This is a genomic window from Rhodococcus artemisiae (assembly GCF_036327795.1).
In the GTDB taxonomy this organism is placed as follows: Bacteria; Actinomycetota; Actinomycetes; order Mycobacteriales; family Mycobacteriaceae; genus Rhodococcus; species Rhodococcus artemisiae.
Genome location: NZ_JAUTXY010000015.1, coordinates 133,719 through 149,108, shown reverse-complemented (window position 1 = coordinate 149,108; position 15,390 = coordinate 133,719). Strand labels below are relative to the sequence as shown.

At 65.2% G+C, this 15,390-nt stretch carries 14 protein-coding genes; 8 read left to right on the top strand and 6 right to left on the bottom strand.

Annotated elements, in window-relative coordinates:
• The first annotated feature begins 3 nt into the window (after window positions 1-3).
• Complete coding sequence (locus Q7514_RS26065) at window positions 4-780, top strand: ABC transporter ATP-binding protein (protein ID WP_330136160.1); 777 nt, start codon at window positions 4-6, stop codon at window positions 778-780.
• Here the strand turns inward: Q7514_RS26065 and Q7514_RS26060 are convergent.
• Complete coding sequence (locus Q7514_RS26060; protein WP_330136159.1) at window positions 747-1,043, bottom strand: WhiB family transcriptional regulator; 297 nt, start codon at window positions 1,041-1,043, stop codon at window positions 747-749. The two genes, Q7514_RS26065 and Q7514_RS26060, sit on opposite strands and share 34 nt — an antisense overlap.
• Window position 1,044: 1 nt before the next feature.
• Entirely contained in the window at window positions 1,045-2,469 is a 1,425-nt protein-coding gene (locus Q7514_RS26055; protein WP_330136158.1) for a short-chain fatty acyl-CoA regulator family protein, read from the bottom strand.
• Window positions 2,470-2,614: 145 nt separating this feature from the next.
• Between Q7514_RS26055 and prpD the strand changes: the two genes are divergently transcribed.
• Genes prpD through Q7514_RS26040 form a run of 3 tightly spaced genes read left to right on the top strand, consistent with a single transcriptional unit; the run spans window position 2,615 to window position 6,157 of the window.
• The gene (prpD, locus tag Q7514_RS26050) at window positions 2,615-4,117 is read left to right on the top strand and encodes a 2-methylcitrate dehydratase PrpD (protein ID WP_330136157.1); all 1,503 of its coding nucleotides are present in this window, start codon (window positions 2,615-2,617) and stop codon (window positions 4,115-4,117) included.
• Between the two features lies 1 nt (window position 4,118).
• A complete protein-coding gene (gene prpB / locus Q7514_RS26045; RefSeq protein ID WP_330136156.1) occupies window positions 4,119-5,033 on the top strand; it encodes a methylisocitrate lyase in 915 nt (304 codons plus the stop codon).
• A complete protein-coding gene (locus tag Q7514_RS26040; RefSeq protein WP_330136155.1) occupies window positions 5,033-6,157 on the top strand; it encodes a bifunctional 2-methylcitrate synthase/citrate synthase in 1,125 nt (374 codons plus the stop codon). The genes prpB and Q7514_RS26040 overlap by 1 nt, the downstream gene beginning before the upstream one ends.
• Window positions 6,158-6,261: 104 nt before the next feature.
• Here the strand turns inward: Q7514_RS26040 and Q7514_RS26035 are convergent, their stop codons facing one another.
• Window positions 6,262-7,221, bottom strand: coding sequence for an HpcH/HpaI aldolase/citrate lyase family protein (locus Q7514_RS26035; protein ID WP_330136154.1), 960 nt, complete (start codon window positions 7,219-7,221; stop codon window positions 6,262-6,264).
• A 60-nt stretch (window positions 7,222-7,281) separates the two neighbouring features.
• Between Q7514_RS26035 and Q7514_RS26030 the strand changes: the two genes are divergently transcribed.
• Window positions 7,282-7,794, top strand: a complete 513-nt coding sequence (locus tag Q7514_RS26030) for a flavin reductase family protein (RefSeq protein WP_330136153.1) — start codon at window positions 7,282-7,284, stop codon at window positions 7,792-7,794.
• 6 nt (window positions 7,795-7,800) lie between these two features.
• Here Q7514_RS26030 and Q7514_RS26025 read toward each other — a convergent pair whose 3' ends face one another.
• A complete protein-coding gene (locus Q7514_RS26025) occupies window positions 7,801-8,511 on the bottom strand; it encodes a GntR family transcriptional regulator (protein ID WP_330136152.1) in 711 nt (236 codons plus the stop codon).
• Window positions 8,512-8,618: 107 nt separating this feature from the next.
• Between Q7514_RS26025 and Q7514_RS26020 the strand changes: the two genes are divergently transcribed.
• Genes Q7514_RS26020 through Q7514_RS26010 form a run of 3 tightly spaced genes read left to right on the top strand, consistent with a single transcriptional unit; the run spans window position 8,619 to window position 12,152 of the window.
• The gene (locus Q7514_RS26020; RefSeq protein WP_330136151.1) at window positions 8,619-10,022 is read left to right on the top strand and encodes an LLM class flavin-dependent oxidoreductase; all 1,404 of its coding nucleotides are present in this window, start codon (window positions 8,619-8,621) and stop codon (window positions 10,020-10,022) included.
• A 22-nt stretch (window positions 10,023-10,044) separates the two neighbouring features.
• Complete coding sequence (locus Q7514_RS26015) at window positions 10,045-11,250, top strand: CaiB/BaiF CoA transferase family protein (protein ID WP_330136222.1); 1,206 nt, start codon at window positions 10,045-10,047, stop codon at window positions 11,248-11,250.
• 5 nt (window positions 11,251-11,255) lie between these two features.
• Complete coding sequence (locus Q7514_RS26010; protein ID WP_330136221.1) at window positions 11,256-12,152, top strand: HpcH/HpaI aldolase/citrate lyase family protein; 897 nt, start codon at window positions 11,256-11,258, stop codon at window positions 12,150-12,152.
• A 1-nt stretch (window position 12,153) separates the two neighbouring features.
• On the opposite strand, the gene Q7514_RS26005 is transcribed toward Q7514_RS26010, so the two are convergent.
• Window positions 12,154-12,924 carry an SDR family oxidoreductase gene (locus tag Q7514_RS26005; RefSeq protein WP_330136150.1) on the bottom strand — a complete coding sequence of 257 codons (771 nt, stop codon included), beginning with the start codon at window positions 12,922-12,924 and terminating at the stop codon, window positions 12,154-12,156.
• Window positions 12,925-13,054: 130 nt separating this feature from the next.
• On the bottom strand, window positions 13,055-15,355 hold the full coding sequence (gene metE, locus Q7514_RS26000) for a 5-methyltetrahydropteroyltriglutamate--homocysteine S-methyltransferase (RefSeq protein ID WP_330136149.1): 2,301 nt from the start codon (window positions 15,353-15,355) through the stop codon (window positions 13,055-13,057).
• Window positions 15,356-15,390: the final 35 nt, after the last annotated feature.

Sequence of the window (15,390 nt, the reverse complement as noted above, 5' to 3'; positions counted from 1 at the left end):
GCCGTGACACTGTCCGCAAAGTCGCTGCGGTGGAGCCGCGGTGGGAATCTTGTCGTCGACGACGTGACGATCGAACCCGTGCAGGGGGAGACGATCGGGCTGTTGGGGCCGAACGGGTCGGGTAAATCATCCCTGCTGCGCGTGCTCGCCGGCATCGATCACCCCGATGGTGGGACGGTGGCTCTCGATGGAAGGGACATCGGGAGTCTCGGGCGCCGCGCTCTGGCACGCCGGGTCGCGATGGTCGGGCAGCACGCGCACACCGAGGTCGACATCCGTGTGCGGGATGTGGTGCGACTCGGCAGGATTCCGCACGCCGATGTGTTCGGGCGCGACGACGGCGGCGCGGACGCCATCGACCGTGCCCTTGCCGTGACGGGGATGGCCGAGTTCGCCGACCGGTTGTGGCGTTCGATGTCGGGTGGTGAACGTCAGCGTGCGCAGATCGCCCGGGCCCTAGCTCAGGAACCGGAAGAACTGCTGCTGGACGAGCCGACGAACCACCTCGACATCCAGCACCAGCTCGACATTCTCGAACGAATTGTGTCACTTCCTGTCACGAGTTACGTGGCGTTGCACGACCTCAATCTTGCGGCGATGTTCTGCGATCGGGTGGTGGTGCTCTCGAAGGGGCGCATCGTCGCGCACGGGACACCGACCGAGGCGTTGACGGCCGAGCTCATCGAGCAGGTGTACGGCGTGCGTGCCACCATCACCGATGACGCCGGGACATCCGTGATTCGTTATCACCGGCTGTGCACCTCTGTAGCCCGTCCGTGATTCACGCGGGTGCGAAGGTTTTTCCGCTCCCGCTCGGAGGTACCACCCCAGATCCCGAACGGCTCGCCCGCGTCGAGTGCGTACCGTAGGCATTCGTCGGCGACGGTGCAACCGGCGCAGATCCGTTTGGCGTGATTCTCGCGACGGAATCGCTCGGTGGGAGTTTCGGTGTCGGGTCCGAAGAAGGGTGACGGCCCGAAGAATCGACAGTCGGCCTGCGCCCACCAGCGAACGTCGTGATCGAGGTGCCGTTCGTCGCGCATCTCACAGCTCCTCTGCGGCGGAGTAGGGCGCGAGGCCCGCGTTGTTCTCGTCGATCCGGATGGTGCGGCCCAGATGTGGGAACGCCCGCTGGGTGCAGGACGGGCGGTCGCACACCTTGCAGCCCGCGCCGATGGGTGTGGTCGTGTCAGGATCGTCGAGACGCAACCCTCTCGAGTAGACGAGTTTGTCGGCGTAGCCGAGATCGCAGCCGAGACCGATCGCGAAATCCCTTTTGGCGGCGAGATACCCGGGCGTGCCTTCATGGGTGGTGCGGGCGATCCAGAGGTAGGTGCGACCGTCCGGCATCTGCGACACCTGCGTCAGGATGCGACCCGGTGAGGTGAACGCATCGTGCACAACCCATAGTGGACAGCTACCGCCCACACGGGAGAAGTGGAAAGCGGTGGCGGACTGACGCTTCGAGATGTTTCCGGCGCGGTCGGTGCGGACGAAGAAGAACGGCACCCCGCGCTGCCCGGGTCGTTGCAGTGTCGACAGCCGATGGCACACGGTCTCGAAGCCCACCTCGAACTTCGCGCCGAGAAGATCGATGTCGTAGTGCAGGGCCTCGGCGGAGCGAAGGAACTGGGTGTACGGCAGGATCAGCGCTCCGGCGAAGTAGTTGGCCAGGCCGACGCGAGCAAGGGCACGTGACCGTTCGGGCAACGTCTCGGCGTCCGCGACGATGGCGTTGATGGTGTCGGCGTGCGCGATGAACGCGAGTTGTGTCGCCAGCTGGAATGCGCGTTGGCCCGGGGTCAGGCGTCGCGCGAGGGTCAGGACCTTCGCAACCGGGTCGTAGGCGCGTTTCGGTCCGATGCGGTCGGGTTCGTCGGTGCGGATGATCACGGTGATGCCGTGTTCATCCTGCAGCAGACTGCTCAGCTGCAGATCAAGCCCGCCAACGGTCAGTCCCCGAGCGGTGAACAGTTCCTCTGCGGCATCGTCGAGTTCGGCGATGTGGTTGCGGCGGTCGTAGAAGAAATCGCGGACCTCCTCGTAGGGTGTCGTCGCGGACTGGTCGGCGACGACACCGGGATCGTCCGGGGCGAGCTGCTCGAGCTGTTCTGTGGCGCCGCGCAGCCGCCGGTGCATCGACACCAGTGCGCGTGCCGCGAACGGAGTGCGTGACAACAGTTCGTCGATCTCGGCGGCCGTGACAGCAGCGGTATCGGGGTTCTCCGCGAGTACCTCCTGGAGGTCCGCGAGGAGGCGGGCATCGGTGTCGGCAGCGAAGAACGCCATGTCGAGGTCGAACATCGAGTTCAAGCGCAGCAGTACCGGAACGGTGAGGGGCCGGTGGTCGTTCTCGAGCTGGTTGACGTAACTGGTGGACAATCCGAGCGTGGTCGCCAGTGCGGTCTGGGTCATCCCACGCTCGTCCCGTAAGCGGCGCAGACGAGCCCCGGCATACATCTTCTGCATGGCTGTGAATCTAACATCTTCGACTTACACAACATTTACAAATTTGCTCGATGTGCTTCGCAAAAATAGGCATATGCAAGGCATTTCCAACTTTGTGAAGTCTGCGTAGCGTGCAAATCGAAGCACCAACGTTCGGAGGATTCCAGTGAAAACACATCTCGTACGCACTCGTCGGTCCGCGGAAGAATTTCCGAAGGAAGAGCACCTCGCGTGGCGGATCGCCGAGGTGGCCACCGACTCGGTGGAGGTTCCGGACGACACGGCGGGCATGATCGTCAATCGCATCATCGACAACGCCTCGGTCGCGGCCGCATCGCTGACCCGTCGTCCCGTGTCGAACGCTCGCGCCCAGGCGCAGGCCCACCCCTACACCGCCGGCTCGGCGGTGTTCGGTGTCGACGGCACCTTCTCTCCGGAGTGGGCGGCATGGGCAAATGGTGTGGCCGTGCGCGAACTCGACTTCCACGACACGTTCCTCGCCGCGGAATACTCGCATCCCGGCGACAACATTCCGCCGATCCTCGCTGTGGCCCAGCACACCGGACGCAGCGGCGCCGATCTGATCCGAGGTCTCGCCACAGGATACGAGATCCAGGTCGACCTGGTCCGCTCGATCTGCCTGCACGAACACAAGATCGACCACGTGGCGCATCTCGGCCCGTCTGCCGCGGCCGGCATCGGGACGCTCCTCGGGCTCGACACCGAGACCGTGTACCAGTCCATCGGACAGGCCCTGCACACGACGACGGCCACCCGCCAGTCCCGTAAGGGGGAGATCTCCAGCTGGAAAGCCTACGCACCGGCGTTCGCAGGCAAGATGGCCGTCGAAGCCGTCGACCGTGCCCTGCGCGGCGAGGGTGCACCGTCGCCCATCTGGGAGGGCGAGGACGGCGTCATCGCGTGGCTGCTCGGCGGACCGAACGCCGAATACCACGTGCCGCTCCCCGGCCCGGGCGAGGCCAAGCGCGCGATCCTCGACACGTACACCAAGGAGCACTCGGCCGAGTACCAGAGCCAGGCCCCGATCGACCTCGCCCGCCGCATGCGAGAGCGCATCGGCGACCTCGAACAGATCGAGTCGATCGTGCTGCACACCAGCCATCACACCCATGTCGTGATCGGCACCGGTTCGAACGATCCTCAGAAGTTCGATCCGTACGCGTCCCGCGAGACCCTGGACCACTCGGTCATGTACATCTTCGCGGTGGCGCTGCAGGACGGTACTTGGCACCACGAGCGGTCGTATTCGCCCGAGCGCGCGCAGCGCCCCGACACGATCGAACTGTGGAACAAGATCTCCACCGCGGAGGACCCGGAGTGGACGCGCCGCTACCACTCCACCGACCCCGCGGAGAAGGCATTCGGCGCCCGCGCCGAGGTCACGCTGAAGAACGGCGAGGTCGTCGTCGACGAACTCGCCATCGCCGACGCACATCCGCTCGGCGCGCGCCCGTTCGCTCGCGACCAGTACATCGAGAAGTTCCGGATCCTCGCCGAGGGCGTTGTTGCTCCCGCAGAACAGGACCGCTTCCTCGACGCGGCGCAGCGCGCCCCCGAATTGAAGGCCGGCGATCTGCATCAGCTCACCTTCACCGTGTCCGATGACGTGCTCGCCCGTGCTCCGAAGTTGCAGAAGGGACTGTTCTGACATGACCGGTCTCATCGCCGCCACCACGTCGGCTGCGGACAAGCGCATCGCGTTCCGTGCCGGACTGACCTCCGGGAAGATCCAGCGTTTTCCCGGAGCAATCAATCCGCTGACGGCAAAGCTCGTCCAAGAGATCGGCTTCGAGGGCGTCTACGTCTCCGGTGGGGCGTTCTCGGCGGGGCTCGCCCTACCCGACATCGGGTTGACCACGCTCACCGAGGTCACCGCGCACAGCGCCCAGATCGCTCGGGTCACCGACCTGCCGGTGCTCGTCGACGCCGACACCGGGTTCGGGGAGCCGATGTCCGCGGCGCGCACCGTGACAATCCTCGAGGACGCCGGGATCGCCGGGTTGCACCTGGAGGACCAGATCAACCCGAAGCGGTGCGGTCACCTCGACGGCAAGGCGATCGTCGGCACCGACGAGATGGTGCGGCGTCTGCGCGCCGCGGTATCGGCGCGCCGTGACCCGAACTTCGTGATCTGCGCTCGCACCGATGCCGCAGGAATCGAAGGTATCGATGCGGCGATCGATCGCGCCACGGCCTACGCGGAAGCAGGGGCCGATCTGATCTTCACCGAAGCTCTGTACACCACAGCCGATTTCGAGAAGTTCCGCGCTGCAGTGGATGTGCCGTTGCTCGCGAACATGACCGAGTTCGGCAAGTCGCAGCTGATCCCCGCACAGGTTCTGGAGAAGATCGGCTACAACGCGGTGATCTACCCTGTGACCACGCTGCGGTTGGCCATGGGTGCCATCGAGAAGGGACTGCGGGTCATCCATGAGGAGGGAACGCAGGAGACCCTGCTCGACGAGATGCAGACACGCTCGCGGTTGTACGAGGTGCTCGAGTACGAGCGCTACAACGAATTCGATTCCGGGATCTTCAATTTCACCCTCGACAGGAGGCAGTGATGACAGACACCGCTGTTCCGACGACTTTCAAGGGATTGGCCGGCGTCGTCGTCGACACCACCGCGATCTCCAAGGTGGTGCCCGAGACGAACTCCCTGACATACCGCGGCTACGCTGTGCAGGATCTGGCCGCCCACTGCAGTTTCGAACAGGTCGCCTACCTGTTGTGGAACGGTGAGTTGCCGACCGACGCCGAACTGACGTTGTTCATGCAGCGCGAACGCGCCGAGCGGAGGGCAGATCGCTCGCTCCTCGGGCTCGTCGCGAAGCTACCCGAGAGTTGTCACCCGATGGATGTGGTGCGCACCGCGATCAGTTATCTCGGGGCCGAGGATCCCGCCGAAGCCGACGCGTCGCCCACCGCGAACCGTGCAAAGTCGTTGCGCATGATGGCGGTACTGCCGACCATCGTCGCGGCCGATCATCGTCGACGCCGCGGTCTCGACCCGGTAGCGCCGCACCACTCGCTCGGGTTCGCCGAGAACTTCCTGAACATGTGTTTCGGGAAGGTTCCCGATGCGGAGATCGTCAAGGCGTTCGAGGTCTCGCTGATCCTGTACGCGGAGCACAGCTTCAACGCCTCGACCTTCGCGGCGCGCGTCGTGACGTCGACGATGTCGGACATCTACAGTGCCGTCACCGCGGCGATCGGAGCGCTCAAGGGTCCGCTGCACGGCGGTGCCAACGAGGCCGTCATGCACGACATGCTCGAGATCGGCGAACCGGACCGTGCCGAGGAGTGGATGCGCGGCAAGCTCGCCCGCAAGGAGAAGGTGATGGGCTTCGGTCACCGCGTGTACAAGCACGGTGATTCGCGCGTCCCCACCATGAAGGAGGCGTTCCGGGATGTCGCCGCTCACACCGACGGTGAGAAGTGGGTGCGCATGTACGACATCCTCGAGAAGACTATGGGTGACGCCACCGGGATCAAGCCGAACCTCGACTTTCCCACCGGACCTGCCTACTACTTGATGGGCTTCGACATCGAGGTGTTCACACCGATCTTCGTCATGAGCCGCATCACCGGCTGGACGGCACACATCATCGAGCAGAGTGAATCCAACGCACTGATCCGTCCGCTCAGCGAATACACGGGTGTCCCGCAACGGTCCGTCGTGGCCTGACACTCGCACAGCGGCGCCCCCGGGCTGTTTCCGTCACCGTCTCCTGTCCCGGGGCGCGCTTCTGAGGTAACCCGCACCGACGACCCGGTGCGGGTTACTTCACGTCATTGCGGAGGTTGCCACACCGACGTTCGCGTCATACCCGCCGCGCGTCCTTTGCCGGAGATCACCAGTGCCATCTTGCGGGAGGCCTCGTCGATCATCTCGTCGCCGAGCATCGCCGCGCCGCGGGACCCACCCGCTTCGGACGTGCACCAGTCGTACGCGTCGAGGATGTTCTCGGCATGGTCGTAATCGTCCTGGCCGGGGTTGAAGACCTCGTTGACCACGTCGACCTGGGAGGGATGCAGCACCCATTTGCCGTCGAAGCCGAGTGCGGCGGCTCGGCCTGCCACACGTCCGAGGCCATCGAGGTCCTTGATCGCGAGATACGGGCCGTCGATGGCCTGCTTACCGTGGGCGCGGGCCGCCATGAGGATCGACATGAGGATGTGGTGGTAGGCATCGCCCACGTCGTATCCGGGTGGTTGCTCGCCGACGACGAGTGACTTCATGTGGATCGACGCCATGAAATCGGCGGGCCCGAAGACGAGCGTTTCGATTCGTGGGCTCGCCTGGGCAATGGCATCCAATGCGATGAGCCCCGAGGCAGTTTCGATCTGCACTTCGAGGCCGATCCGGCCGACCTCGAGTCCGACCGACTTCTCGATCTGCGTCAGGAGCATGTCGAGCGCGTGGACCTGTCCGGCGTTCTGGACCTTGGGGAGCATGATGCAGTCCAGGTTCGCGCCGGCACCTTCGACGACGTCGACGACGTCGCGGTACGTCCAGGGTGTGGTCCAGTCGTTGACACGCACGGTCCGGATCTTGTCGTCGAATCCTCCCTCGTTGAGGGATTTGACGATGATCTCGCGGCCGTCGGCCTTGGCGTTCGGTGCGCAGGCATCCTCGAGGTCGAGGAACAGCGCATCCACGGACAACCCGCGGGCCTTGTCGATCATCTTGGGATTCGATCCGGGTACCGCGAGGGTGCTGCGCCTCGGGCGGATGGTGCGGGTGCTCATAGGACACCTTTCGTATATCGAGACTGTACTGATGTATCTGATTGTGATTAATATACGTTTGTGCCCACGACTTCAACCCCGCTCCGTTTCACGGCTGCTTTCCGCGCGCACCCGGCAGGTGTCGCGCTCGTCACCGCGGACGCGGGAGCCGGGCCTGCGGCGCTCACGGCCACGTCGGTGGCATCGGTGAGCGTCGATCCTCCGATGCTGATGTTCTCCGTCTCCGACGCCTCGTCGAGCTCGCCGACGGTTGCTGCGGCCGACACCGTCGTGGTGCACCTACTTGCGGCGGAACAGCTGCACCTGGCGAAACTCGGCGCCACCAGCGGGATCGACAGGTTCGCCGACGCCTCCCTCTGGAGCCGGCTGCCCACCGGGGAGGTGTACTTCCTGGACGCGCCGATCCGGATCCGTGCCCGGGTGGTGGAACGGCTGAGGGTCGGCACCTCGTCGGTGATGGTTGTCGAGGCGCTGGATATCGACGGATTCGGGACCGATCCCGGGTCGACCGCTCCGCTGGTCTATCACGACCGCGGGTGGCACAGTCTGGGCGACCATTCGCGGATCGAGTAGGCGGCGCTACTTCAAGGGCGTGCCGTTGCGGGTGGCCTGGGCGATGTAGGTACTCAGCATCTGTGAAGCTCCGGCGAAGTGCTGCTCGGTGATGCGCCGGGCCTCGGCTCCGTCGCCACGCGCGAGTGCCCCGATGAGGGCATCGTGTTCGTCCAGGCTGCAGGGAACACGCTCGGGGAAGAGTTCGAAGTATCGCTGCGGGATCATCCGTCCGGCGTCGCCGAGCATTCCCTGCAGGCGCGTCGACCCGCACGATTTGTTGATCTCGCGGTGAAACAGCCAGTTGAGCGTGGCGATGTCGTCGCCGGAGGCTGCGGCCACGCGGATCTCGCGATGCAGCTCACGTACACGAAGAAGCTGTTGGTGGGTGATCCGACCCGCGGCCCACTGCGATGCGACCCCGGACAAGGCGGCCATCAGCGCGAAGTTCTCGACGATCGTCTCGGGGGAGACTCCGATGACGGTGATGCCGCTGCGCTGTGCGACGCGGACCAGGCCTTCCTGCGCAAGGGCCAGGCAAGCCTCTCGTACCGGAGTGCGGCTCGTCCCGAACTCCTCCGCGACGGCGTCCAGGTCTATGCGGTCGTTGGGGGAGAGATCGCCGGACAGGATCCGATGACGTAGCGCTGCGCGCACACGTTCACGGCCCGTCTGCTTCGACGATGTCTCGTCCGATGTCTCGCCGACGATCCACGGACCCCGGTCGGTCTCCGTCATCGCGACCTCTTTTCCTGACACGCATTCTCGGTGTTGACAATCTATCACCGAGCATTAAATATATCAGTTGACATCAGATGTGTTTATTTCGCTGAGGGAGTCTTTCCATGACAGAGCGCAGAACCGACCAGATGACGCTCGTGGCGTTCATGCAGGCGTCGAACGTGTCCGTGTACTCGGGGTCATGGCGATACCCGAACGCGGCGCAGGACTACTTGAGCCTGGCCTACTACCAGCGGATCGCCCGGGTCCTCGAAGAAGGCAACTTCGACCTGATGTTCTTCGACGACCGGCTCGCGATGCCCGGGATCTACGGCAACTCCGTCGCCGACGCCGTCCGCTACGGCGCGCGACCGATCAAGCTCGATCTCACCGCGATTCTCGGCGCTGCAGCGGCCGCGACCACGCATCTGGGGCTCGGAGCCACCTACTCCACCACCTACTACCAGCCGTTCCACGTCGCACGTACCTTTGCGACACTCGATCATCTCAGTGGCGGACGCGCCGCCTGGAACATCGTCACCTCGGTGAACGACGCCGAGGCGCGCAACTTCGGTGTGGACAAGCACTTCGATCACGACAAGCGCTACGACCGCGCCGAGGAGTTCGTGGAAGTGGTTGCAAAGCTCTGGGATTCGTGGGAAGACGACGCGATCATCGGCGACAGGGAATCGGGGATCTTCGCCGACGCAGAGAAGGTCCACGAAGTCGATCACCACGGTGAGTTCTTCGACGTCCAGGGCCCGCTCACCGTGCCGCGAACGCCGCAGGGCCGGCCGGTCCTGATCCAGGCGGGCCAATCCGGACGCGGGCGACAGTTCGCCGCCAAGTGGGCCGATCTGATCTTCACCGGCGACCCCAGTCAGGCCGTCGCAGCCGAGCATTACGCGGATCAGAAAGCATTGGTCGCTGAGCACGGCCGGGCGACCGACTCCGTGCGGGTTCTTCCGATGGTCTACGTCATCCCGGGGGAGACCGAGGAGATCGCGCAGCAGAAGGAAAGCATCTTCCTGCACGAGCTCGTCCACCCCCAAGCGTCGCTGACCCTGTTGTCCGAGGTCACCAACCACGATTTCGCGGGTCACAGCCTCGACGACGTCGTCACCGACGAGCTGATCGAGAGCGTCTCGGGCATTCGGGGCCTCGTGCAGGGCGTCAAGCGCCACATCGGCGATCAGGTATTGACCCTGCGCGTCCTCGCCAACCACCGCGCCACCCTGCTGCAAGGCCCTCGTTTCGTGGGCACCGGGGCCCAGATCGCGGAGCAGATGGAGGGGTGGTTCCAGTCGCGTTCGTGCGACGGATTCGTCATCGCCGCAACTCATTTCCCCGGAGCATTCGAAGACTTCGTGCGGCTCGTCGTGCCGGAACTCCGTGCTCGCGGGCTCGTTCGTGAGGAGTACACCGGTTCCACACTGCGGGAGAACCTCGGCCTCGAGCGCCCCGAGAACCTCATGACGGCAAGTGCGCAGACCGAACTCGTCGACGACCGGGTGGTCGAGCATGCCTGACCCAGAACCGTCGCGCAGCACGATGCTGCACGGTATCCGGGTTCTCGACCTCGCAACCCTGGCTGCCGGACCACTCGCGGCCACCTATCTCGGCGAGTTCGGCGCCGACGTGATCAAGGTCGAGCAACCGCAGGGCGGCGACCCGATCCGAGGATGGGGAGTCCAGAAGGACGGTATCGGGCTCGTCTGGAAGAGCATCGGACGCAACAAGCGATCCGTCACGATCGATCTCCGCACCGACGACGGCCAAGAGCTCGTACGACGTCTCGCGGCGGAATGCGACGTCGTCGTCGCGAACACCCGGCCGCATACTCTCACCCGGTGGGGCCTCGACTACGACGCACTCCGCAGGATCAACCCCAAGATCGTGATGCTGCATGTCACGGGATTCGGTCTCACCGGTCCCAAGTCGTCGCGCCCGGGATTCGGTACCCTCGGTGAGGCGATGAGCGGATTCGCGCACACCACAGGCGAATCGGACGGGCCTCCGACGCTGCCCTCCTTCATGCTCGCCGACGGCGTGGCATCGCTCAACGCCGCGTATTCGATCATGATGGCGCTGTATCACCGGGACGTGCACGGTGCGGACGGTCAGCTGATCGACGTCAACCTGGTGGATCCGCTGGCGCGGCTGCTCGAACAGTCGCTGCTCGCCTACGACCAGACCGGCGAGATCGCACAACGGACCGGAAACCGGTGGGGTATCTCGGCGCCCCGCAACACCTACCGGACGAAGGACGACAAATGGCTCGCGATGTCGGCCAGCTCACCGAGCATCGCGTTGCGGGTGTTCAAGGCGATCGGACGCCATGACCTCGTCGACGATCCGGACTTCTCGGATGCGCAGCGGCGCCTGAAGCGGTTGGACGAGGTCGACGAGCTCGTCGCAGAGTGGGTAACGCAGCACACCCTCGACGACGCGATGGCCGTGTTCGAAGCGGGGGAGATCGCTGCGGCGCCCGTCTACGATGTCTCCCAACTCGTCGAGGACGAGCAGATGATCGCTCGCGAGGTGTTCGTCCGGGTCGAGGATCCGGATCTCGAGAGCATGCTCGTTCAGGCTCCGGTGCCGCGATTCTCGGGAAATGCCGGAATCGTCGACAACCTGGGGCCCGCACTGGGGGCGCACACCGCGGAAGTCCTCACCGAGGTGCTCGGCCTCACCGACGCGCAGATCGCCGATCTGTGCGACCGACACATCATCACGTCCGGAAGGAACGCTTCATGACCTCGATGCCACGTCCGATCCGGCGGTCGGAACTCGCGACACCTGCGTCGAACGAGCGGATGTTCGCGAAGGCTGCCGCCTCCGACGCCGACCTCGTGTTCCTCGACCTCGAGGACGCCTGTGCCCCGGCTGAGCGGGAAGGAGCCCGCGGCAAGGCCGTTCGCGCACTCAACGAGTGCGACTGGGGGCGCACGGCCCGGGCGATCCGTATGAACGGCATCGATACCCGCTGGGCGTACGGGGACGTCGTCGAGGTGCTCACCGGCGCCCGTGAGAACCTCGACGTGATCATCGTGCCCAAGGTGACCGCCGCACGGGATGTCTGGTGGGTGGACACCCTCCTCACGCAGGTCGAGGACACGCTCGGGATGACGAAACGTATTCGGCTCGAGGTGCTCATCGAGGATGTCGCGGGGGTGGCGAACGCAGAAGAGATCGCCACGTCAAGCGGTCGTCTCGACGCACTCATCTTCGGTGCCGGTGATCTGTCGGTGTCGCAGGGCGCTCGCGTCGACACGAATTTCCGGCCCCGCGACGACTACCCCGGTGACTTCTGGCATTACGCGCGGATGAAGGTGCTCACGGCTGCTCGGATAGGGGGCCTGCGCGCGATCGACGCGCCCTACCCGGACTTCAAGGACGAAGCAGGGTACGAGCAGGATGCACGGCATGCCGCATCGCTGGGATTCGACGGGAAATGGGCCATCCATCCGTCGCAGATCGCGATCGCCAACACCGTATTCTCGCCGACCGAGGAGGAGATCACGCGGGCGAAGCGCAATCTCGAAGCCTATCGGGAGGCCGAAGCGCGCGGGCTGGGCGCCACCAGCGTCGATGGCCGGTTGGTGGACGCCGCACATGTGAAACTTGCCGAGGCAATCTTGGCGCAGGCAGGGATGTGACTCACGGTCGGAGGGTCAGGTACTCGCGGAAGGTCCGGACTCCGACCGCCCGCTCCGGGGTCAGGTTGTTTCCGGCACGAAACGCCGCAAATGCGCGCCCGGGGAGCCGGATCGGCCAGATCCTCTTTCGTGCACCGATCGACGCGGCGTAGGTTCGGGCGAGATCGCGGGCGTCGATGATGTCGGGTCCGCCGACCTCCGGTACCCGACCGGCGGGTGGAGCCGCTGCCAGCCGGGCAAGCTCGTCGGCAACTTCGGCAGCGGCGATCGGCTGGATCCGGATATCCGGGGTGAGAAGAACGGGTAGGCGCCTCTGGCGGGTGAACAGGCCGGCCACCAGCTCGTGGAACTGTGTGGAGCGCAGGATGCTGTAGCCGAGCCCGGATCGTTCCAGCAGGTGTTCGACCTCCACTTTGCCCGTGTAGTACCCGAAGGGTATTCGGTCCACACCGACGATCGAGATGAGCACGACGTGCTCGATTCCGGCGACTCGTGCAGCCGAGAAGAGGTGCCGAGCGGCGCGGACATCCGCACGTCGGGAGTAGCCGGTCGCGCAGTGCACCACGGTGTCTGCTCCTGTCAGTGCGCGCTCGATGCCATCGTCACGTACCAGGTCGGCGACCGCCCACTCGAGGGCGCTTCTCGTGTCGCCGGATCGGTCGTGACGGCTGACGACCCGCACCTGATGCCCTACCCCGAGCAGGCGCTCGACGACATGGTGGCCGACCGTACCGGTGCCGCCTGTGACGACAATCGGTGAGGTTGCATTCATCAGGATCCCTCCGCTCATCCGACACGCATCCGAAACAAAGTTTCCTCCCTTCACCCGGGTTGTCGTCGGTTCTGAACCAACGACAACCCGGGTAGGTGGAGGAAATCTCTCGACTGCCGCCTGGGAATCGTTATCGGTCCAGCTCGGACCGAACCTTTGCCGCCGCGGCGACGAGGTTCGTCAACGACGCCGTGACCTCGTCGGTGCTGCGCGTCTTGAGTCCGCAGTCCGGGTTGACCCACAGTCGCTCGGCCGGAACGGCTCGCAGCGCTTCGCGAAGAGACTCGGCGATCTCGTCCGCGCCCGGAACTCGCGGTGAGTGGATATCGTAGACCCCGGGCCCGACGCCGAGATCGAACCCGACCGCATTGAGGTCGTCGAGCACCTCCATGTGCGAACGTGCAGCCTCGATGGACGTGACGTCGGCGTCGAGCTCGGCGATCGCCTCGATGACCTCGCCGAATTCCGAGTAGCACAGATGGGTGTGGATCTGGGTCGAATCCGCTACGCCCGACGTCGCGAGCCGGAAGGCCCCCACGGCCCACCTCAGGTACTCCGCCTGCTGGGAGGCGCGGAGCGGCAACAGTTCTCGCAGAGCGGGCTCGTCGACCTGGATGATACGGACTCCCGCGGCCTGCAGGTCCACCGTCTCCTTGCGGATGGCCAGGGCGATCTGATCGGCGGTGTCCGCGAGGGGCTGGTCGTCGCGGACGAACGACCACGCAAGGATGGTCACGGGACCGGTGAGCATGCCTTTGACCGGCTTCTCGCTGAGCGACTGCGCGTAGGTGATCCAATCGACGGTCATGGCGTCCGGGCGCGCGACATCGCCGTAGAGGATCGGCGGACGCACGCAACGGCTGCCGTACGACTGGACCCAGCCGTTCTCGGTTGCGAAGAAACCGTCCAGCTGCTCGGCGAAGTACTGCACCATGTCGTTTCTCTCCGGCTCGCCGTGCACGAGCACGTCGATTCCGAGCTTCTCCTGCAGTGCGACCACCTCGGCGATCTCGTCACGCATCCGCTGCAGGTACTCGGCCCGCTCGATCTCGCCCTTGCGCAGTGCAGCTCGGGCGACGCGGATCCGGGTGGTCTGCGGGTATGATCCGATCGTGGTGGTCGGCAGCAAGGGCAGGTCGAGGTGCCGGCGCTGGATCTCGCGGCGCTGATCGGCCGGCGTGCGAGTGCGGTTTCCCACGATCGAGTCGAGCATGCCGCGCACCTGGTCGTTGCGCAGGCGAGGATCGGACGCGCGCACTTCGGCGGCGACACGAGCAGCGTCGAGTTCGGAAGCCACGGCGTCGCGGCCCCTCCGCAGTGCTTTCGACAGCGTGGCAATCTCGGTGACCTTCTCCGTGCCGAATGCCAGCCACGTGCGCAGCGACTCGTCGAGGCCCGATTCTGCCTCGATCGTGTACGGAACGTGCAGCAATGAGCACGACGACGACACAACCACCGAGCCTGTGGAGCCGAGTAGTGTCGCGAGCGTCGCCAGGGCCTTCTCCAGATCCGTGCGCCACACATTGCGGCCGTCCACCACGCCCGCCACGATCATCTTGTCCGCCAGGGCCGGCAGTCCGGCGATGTCTGCCGAGTCACCTGCGACCAGGTCGACCGCGATGCCCTCGACACCGGTGCGGGCGAGTGCACCGAGCGCGGGACCGAGGTTGCCGAAGTAGGACGCGACGAGAATCGCGGGACGGTCCTGCGCCTGCGACAGCGTGCCGTACACCTGCTCGACCGCGGTGACGGTCGCGTCGTCGAGATCGCGGACGAGTGCGGGCTCGTCGAGCTGCACCCACTCGACCCCGGCGGCGGCGAGTTGCGACAAGAGGTCCTGATAGAGCGGGACCAGCTCATCGACACGGTCGAGGAGCCGGTCATGTTCGCCGGTGGACTTCGACAGCAGCAAGAACGTCAACGGGCCGACCACGACCGGTCGGGCCGGAACACCGAGCGCGCGGGCCTCGGCGACCTCGCCGAGAACCTTCGACGCGTCGAGCGTGAAGACGGTGTCCGGGCCGATCTCGGGTACGAGGTAGTGGTAGTTGGTGTCGAACCACTTCGTCATCTCGAGCGGTGCGACGTCGTCATTTCCTCGCGCGGCCGCGAAATAGCGGTCGAGGTCGTCGGCGATACCCGACACCCGCGGCGGCAGTGCTCCGAGCATCGCGGCGGTGTCGAGGACGTGGTCGTCGAACGAGAACGTATTGACGGGAATCGAATCGAGCCCGGCGTCGTGCTGCGCAGTCCAGGTGCCGGCGCGCAGATCGGCAGCGACCTTCTCCAGGGCATCGCGATCGATCTTTCCGCCCCAATAGGATTCGACGGCTTTCTTGAGCTCGCGGTTCGGTCCGATCCGTGCGGATCCGAGGACGGTGGCATGGAAAGCCGGTGCAGCGTGGAAGACAGAGGCAGGGGATGTAGACACTGGTGGTACTCCGGTGGTCGGTCGTGGATGGCCTA